At 75.7% G+C, this 6,681-nt stretch carries 3 protein-coding genes; 2 read left to right on the forward strand and 1 reads right to left on the reverse strand.

Going from position 1 to position 6,681, the window contains the following annotated elements; translation table 11 throughout:
- The first annotated feature begins 338 nt into the window (after positions 1-338).
- On the forward strand, positions 339-3,908 hold the full coding sequence (locus tag ABEB16_RS18115) for a bifunctional diguanylate cyclase/phosphodiesterase (protein ID WP_345713614.1): 3,570 nt from the start codon (positions 339-341) through the stop codon (positions 3,906-3,908).
- A gap of 10 nt (positions 3,909-3,918) precedes the next feature.
- Here the strand turns inward: ABEB16_RS18115 and dprE1 are convergent, their stop codons facing one another.
- Positions 3,919-5,331, reverse strand: a complete 1,413-nt coding sequence (gene dprE1, locus ABEB16_RS18120; RefSeq protein ID WP_345713616.1) for a decaprenylphosphoryl-beta-D-ribose oxidase — start codon at positions 5,329-5,331, stop codon at positions 3,919-3,921.
- A gap of 105 nt (positions 5,332-5,436) precedes the next feature.
- Between dprE1 and ABEB16_RS18125 the strand changes: the two genes are divergently transcribed.
- The coding region (locus tag ABEB16_RS18125; protein ID WP_345713615.1) for a methyl-accepting chemotaxis protein at positions 5,437-6,681 on the forward strand (1,245 nt) is incomplete at its 3' end.

The following is a 6,681-nucleotide window of genomic DNA, read 5'->3' on the forward strand; positions in this document are numbered from 1 at the left end:
AGATGCCGGTGGTCGCGACGCCCAGGTAGAGGCGCCCGTCGAAGCGGGGGTCGCGACCGGCGACGGCGCGGTAGCACGCCTCGGCGTCCAGGCCCCGCCCGTGCAGCACCGCGACCGGCGGGTGCGCCGGTACCGGGGCGGCTGTCGTCGTCACGCCCCCGAGTCTGCCCGCCGCGGGCGGCGCGGTCCGGCGGTCATCGGACATCGCGGTGGGGCCGGCGTGGGAGGGGCGCCCCCGCCGGCCGGCGCAGGTTTCACCGGGGCGGCGGGGTGGGACCTGCTGGTGGAGCTCGGGAACGGGGCTCTGCTGCGCATCGGCCTGCCTCGGGAGAGCGGCTGTGGTCCACGAGGACGCGGCACGTCCGGGCGGCTCCGCGGCCGCCCCCGTCGCCGTGCCCGTCCCCGCCGTGCTGCCGGCGTGGGAGCTGGGTGCGGTGGGCGCCCGCCGGCTGCTCCTGCTGCGCCGGCCGGCCTTCCTGCTGGCCTTCGCCGCCGCGTGCTTCCTCGGCCGCGCCACCCGCCCGGAACCCGACCTCCTCGCCGCGCTGTGGCCGGCGTCGGGGGTGGCCTTCCTCTGGCTGGCCTCGGCGTGGGACGACGTGCGCGCGCGCGCCCTCGACACCGCCCTGATCGGTGCCACCGCCCTCGTCGTCACCGTCCTCACCGACCTGTCCGCGACGCTCGCCCTGCCGCTGGCGGTGGCCAACGCCGTCACCCCGCTCGTCGCCTGCGCGGTCCACCGCGCGCTGGCCCGCGCCCCCGGCTGGCCGCTGCGCCGGCCGGCGCACCTGGGGGTGCTGCTGCTGGCCGCGCTCGCCGGGGCGCTCGCCAGCGGCCTGGTGGGGTCCACCGCCTTCGCGGTGCAGCAGCACGCCGGTGCCGGCGAGCTGCTCGCGGCCCTGGGGGCGTGGGTGCTGCGCGTGGGTGTCAGCACGTTCGTCGTCGCGGCGGTGGGGCTGCGGCTGGCGTGCTGCCCGCCGCGCGCGGCGCCGGTCGGCCCCGGGCGCGCCGCCGAGGTGGTGGTGATCGTGGCGCTGCTGGTGACGGGTTACGTGCTCGTGCTGCGCATGGACCTGCCGCGGCCGCTGTCCTTCGTGCTGCTCGTGCTGAGCGTGGTCGTGGCGCTGCGGGCGAGCGCGACGACCACCGCCCTGCACGCCCTGCTCGCCGCGGTGCTCGTCGCGTTCGCCACCGCCACCGGGCACGGCCCCTTCGGGGTGGACGGGTCCGGCGCGGGCGTCCTCATGGCGCAGGCGTTCACCGGGGCCTGCACCGGCGTGTCCCTGCTGCTGGCGCTGCAGCACGAGGAGCGGCAGGCCCTCATCGACGGCCTGCACGAGGCCCACCGCCGCTCGGTGGAGCAGACCGAGCTGCTCGACGCCGTGGTGCGCAGCATCGGCGACGGCGTCCTCGTGGTGGACGCCGCGGGCCACCGCCTGCTGGACAACCCCCGCGCGCAGCAGCTGCTCGGCGTGCCGGGGCACGCCGGCGGCACGGACGACTGGGTCGGGCACTACCAGCTGCGCCACCTCGACGGCAGGCCGATGGGCGCGCAGGAGCTGCCGCTCGTGCGCGCGCTGGCGGGGGAGGAGGTGGAGGGCGAGGCGAGGCCGGGCCCCGGCGCCGTCCCGGCGGACGCGGTGTACCGCTACACCGCGCGGCCGCTGCCGGGGGCGCCCGGCGAGCACGGGGCCGTCGTCGCCTTCCACGACGTCACCGCCGCCCGGCGGGACGCGGCGGCGGTGGCCGGCACCCGCGACCTGCTCGCCGGGGTGCTCGCCGCGGCCACCGAGCAGGGCGTGATCGCCACCGACCCCACCGGCCGCATCGTCCACTTCAACGTGGGGGCGCAGCGGCTGCTGGGGTACTCCGAGGCGGAGGTGCTGGGTTCCTCGCCGCTGCGGTGGCACGATCCCGCCGAGGTCGCGCACCGCGCCGGGGAGCTCGGCATCGAACCCGGCTTCTCCGTGATGGTCCAGGAGGCGGTGCTGGGGCGGGCGGAGACGAACCGGTGGACCTACGTCACCCGCGACGGCCGCCGGCTGCAGGTGCGGCTCACCACCAGCGCGATGCGCGACGAGCAGCAGCGGATCACGGGGTTCATCGGCATCGCCACCGACGTGACCGAGCAGCAGCGGGCGGCGGCGGCGCTGGCCGCCAGCGAGCAGCGCTTCCGGCTGGCGTTCGAGAGCGCGCCGGTCGGCATGGCCCTGGCGTCCCTCGCGCCCTCCCTGCCGGGCCGGCTGCTGCAGGTCAACGAGGCGCTGTGCCGGTTCACCGGCCGCAGCGCCCCGGACCTGGTGGGCCGCGCGCTGCTGGACTTCAGCGACGAGAGCGCCCGGGAGGAGGGGCTGCCGCACATCGTCGAGCTCGTGGCGGGCCGGGTGGGCAGCGTCCGCATCGAGGCGCGCTTCGTGCGCCCGGACGGCACCGTCGTGTGGGGGTCGTGCTCGGCGGCGGCGCTCAGCCCCGGGGAGGGCGAGCGCACCGTCCTCATCCTCGTCGAGGACGTCACCGCGCGCCGGCAGACGGAGGCGGCCCTCACCCGCCAGGCGCTGCACGACCCCCTCACCGGTCTGCCCAACCGGGCGCTGCTCGCCGACCGGCTGGAGCACGCGCTGGCGGAGACGGCCCGCTCGGGGCAGCGGGCCGGCCTGGTCTACCTGGACCTGGACGGCTTCAAGGCGGTCAACGACACCGCAGGGCACGCCGCGGGTGACGAGCTGCTCGTGCAGGCCGCCGCCCGGTTGCAGCACTGCGTGCGGCCCGCCGACACCGTCGCGCGGATCGGCGGCGACGAGTTCGCCATCGTGTGCCCGGCGGTGGGTGGTGCGGCGGCGCTGCGCGCGGTGGCGCAGCGCGCGCTGGAGGAGCTGCGCCGCCCGTTCGAGCTGCGCAGCGGCACCGCCTCGGTCAGCGCCAGCGTGGGCGCCACCCTCGCGGCGAGCGGCGACGGCGTCGAGGAGCTGCTGCGGGTGGCCGACGCGACGATGTACGCGGTCAAGAACGACGGCAAGGACGGGGTCCTCGTCCGCGACGCCGCGCAGGACGGGCAGGACGGGCGGGCGGCGGGGGAGCGCTCGGGCCGGCTGCTGGCGGAGCTGCGCGCGGCCGTGGCCGGTGACGAGCTCGTCCTGCACGGCCAGCCCGTCGTGGACCTGGTGAGCGGGCGGGTCCTGGCGGTGGAGGCGCTGCTGCGCTGGCGGCACCCGAGCCGGGGGCTGCTGCCGCCGGTGGAGTTCCTCGACGTCGCGGCCACCGACCCGGTGATGGACGACGTCTGCCGCCGGGTGCTGGGCGAGGCGTGCCGGATGGCGGCGGTGTGGGGCGAGGTGCTCGGCGCGGAGGCGCCCGCGGTGCACGTCAACGTCTCCGGCCGCGAGCTGCGCTCGGGGGCGCTGGCGCGCGACGTGCTGGCCGCGCTGCAGCGCTACGGACTGCCGGCCGACCGGCTGGTGCTGGAGGTGACGGAGGGGCTGGCGCCGACGCTGCTGGACGCGATGCGCCACGACGTCGGGGCGCTGCGCGAGCGGGGGGTGCACCTGGGGGTGGACGACCTGGGCACCGGTCACTCCAGCCTGGGCCGGCTCAGCGAGCTGCCCGTGGACGTGCTGAAGGTGGACGCCTCGGTGGTGGCGGGGCTGGGCGCCGACCCGAGCTGCGACGCGGTGGTCCGGGCGGTGGTGGGCATCGGGCGGGCGCTGGGCCCCGTGGTCGTCGCCGAGGGCGTGCAGACCCCGCAGCAGGCGGACCGGCTGCGGCGGCTGGGCTGCGACGGCGCGCAGGGCTACCTGTTCAGCGCGCCGCGGCCGGAGGGGGAGCTGCTGGAGCTGCTGCGGGGCTGGCCGGGGCGGCCGCCGGGCACGATCGTGCTGCCGTCGGACGCCCCGGCGCGGGAGGAGGGCTAGCGCGGCGCCCTCAGCGGGCGGGGCCGACCAGCTGCAGGCGCCGCGCCTGGTCGGAGGCGAACCGGCGCCCGGGGTCGACGGCGTCGCGGATGCCGCGCCACTCCTCCAGCCTGGGGTACATCCGCGCCAGCCGGTCGGCGGTGGTGCGGGAGTCCTTGGCCAGGTACAGGCGCCCGCCGGCGGAGAGCACCATCTCGTCGAGGGTCTCGCACAGCTCGTGCAGGCCGGGGGCCACGGGCAGGTCCACCGCCAGCGTCCAGCCCTCCGTCGGGAAGGACAGGTGCGCGTCGTTGCCCTTCCCGAAGCGCTTGAGGACGTTGAGCGCGGAGATGTGCCCGGACTCCACGATCGTCTCCATGCTGCGGCGCAGCACGTCCACCCGCTCGAAGGGGACGACGAACTGGTACTGCAGGAACCCGTGCGGGCCGTAGGCGCGGTTCCACTCCGCGAACAGGTCGAGCAGGTGGTAGAACTGCGTGATGTTCTGCACGACGCCGGTCTGCGTCTTGGCCTTGCGGTAGTAGAACTCGTTCAGCGCCTTCGCCGTCCAGCGGTTGAGCATCCCGGGCGGGAACACGTCGGGGAACGTCGCCAGCTGGGGCGCGTCGAACTTCAGCGGGTCCTTGCGCAGCTTCGCCGGCAGGTCCTCCAGCTTCGCGGAGGAGCCGCGCAGCAGGAAACCGCGGCCCATGTGCTCGCCGGTGGTCACGGAGTCGAACCACGTCTTGGAGTACGTGTACCTCTCGTCGTTCTTCTGCAGCCGGGCGAGCATGTCGTCGAAGTCGGGGGCCTGCTCGACGTCGGCGATGAAGTACGACGTCTCCACCCGGTCCAGCCTGATCCGGGCCCGCAGCACGATGCCGGTGAGGCCCATGCCGCCGGCGGTGGCGAGGAACAGGTCGCGCTCGGGACCGTGCGGGGTGAGGGTGCGGACGCTGCCGTCGGCGGTGAGCAGGTCCATCGAGACGACGTGGTTGGTGAAGCTGCCCTGGGTGTGGTGGTTGCCGCCGTGGATGTCGGCGCCGATCGCGCCGCCGACGGTGACCTGCCGGGTGCCGGGCAGCACGGGGATCCACAGCCCGTGCGGGACGAGGGTGCGCAGCAGGGTGTCGAGGGAGACGCCCGCGTCGACGTCCACGAGGGCCTCGTCGACGTCGATGCGGTGGATGCGGTCGAAGGCGGTCATGTCGACGACGAGGCCGCCGGCGTTCTGCGCGGGGTCGCCGTAGCTGCGCCCCAGGCCGCGGGCGATGATCCCGCGCTCGCCGGCGCCGCGCACCGCGCGGGCGAGGACGTCCACGTCCGAGGTGCGCAGCACGTCGGCGGTCGTGGGGGCGGTGCGGCCCCAGCCGGTGAGGCGACGGCGTGTGGTGGGCAGCGGCCCGGTCGGCCCGCTGGGCGTGGTCGGGGCGTCGGTGGTCAGCGTCACGACCGCCGATGGTAAGCCCGGGCGGTCAAGTCCCGGCGGGGCCGTGCCGATGGCTGGAGAGCGGGGAGGTCCCCGCCCGGAGGAGGAGGAGCCGTCGGCATGGCAGGCACGGACGCAGGTCGGGGGGCGCCCGCGGGGCGCCGGGGACGCTTCGCGGACTTCAGCGTCCACACGAAGATCCTCACGTCGCTGGGGCTGGTGGCGGCGGTGGCGGTCGGGGTGAACGCTCTGGCGATCGACCGCATGGCGACGATGGACGAGAACCTCGAGCGGATCGAGCAGCGCCACGTCACCGGCCTGCGCCTGCTCAACGACGTGCGCGGCGACCTCACCCGCAGCTACTACCAGATGAACTCCTTCTTCGCCATCGTCAACAGCGACCCCGCCGTGGCGCAGGCGATGGTGCCCGACATCAAGCAGGCGGAGCAGGACGCCCTGGACGCCGTGGACGCCTACGCCGTCAACGGCGTGCACACCGAGGCCCGCGACGCCGCGGTCGAGGCGTTCCTGGAGAACACCACCTACTACATCACGCTGCGCAACATCCTCGCCTTCCACGAGGCGCCGCCGGCCGGCTTCGTGATGCCCGCCGGTGACCAGGTCGGCCCGACGTTCGGCCGCACCCAGGCCGCGATGCTGGACGCCGTCGACGCCCTGCAGGAGGTCGAGGAGGCCGAGGCGAGGGCGCTGAGCGCCGACGCGGCGGCCCAGTACGACACCGCGCGCACCCAGACCCTCGTCGCCCTGGCGTTCGGCCTGGTCATCGCCCTGGCCCTGGGCCTGGCGGTGGCGCGCTCCATCAACCGCCCGCTGCGGCAGGTGCAGGACGCGCTGCGCGGCCTCGCCGACGGCGACCTCACCCAGCAGGTGCCCGTCACCTCCCGCGACGAGCTGGGGCAGATGGCGCAGGCCGTCAACGACGCCACCACCGGCATCCGGCGCATGGTGTCGTCCCTGGTGGGCAGCGCGCAGACCATCGCCGGCAGCAGCGAGCAGCTCACCGCGATGAGCGGGCGCATCGCGGCGCTGGCCGCCGAGACGGGCACCCAGGTGCGGATGGTGGCCGGTGCGGCCGACGACGTCTCCACCGACGTGCAGACCGTGGCCGCCGGTGGCGACGAGATGGGCCTGGCGATCGGGGAGATCTCCACCAACGCCAACCAGGCCGTCGTCGTGGCCGCCGAGGCCGTGTCCGTGGCCGACTCCGCGAACGCCACGATCGGCAAGCTGGGCGCCTCCAGCCGCGAGATCGGCGACGTGCTGCAGCTCATCACCGCGATCGCCGAGCAGACGAACCTGCTGGCGCTGAACGCGACCATCGAGGCCGCGCGGGCCGGGGAGATG

This window comes from Kineococcus glutinatus (assembly GCF_039542765.1).
Taxonomy (GTDB): Bacteria; Actinomycetota; Actinomycetes; order Actinomycetales; family Kineococcaceae; genus Kineococcus_A; species Kineococcus_A glutinatus.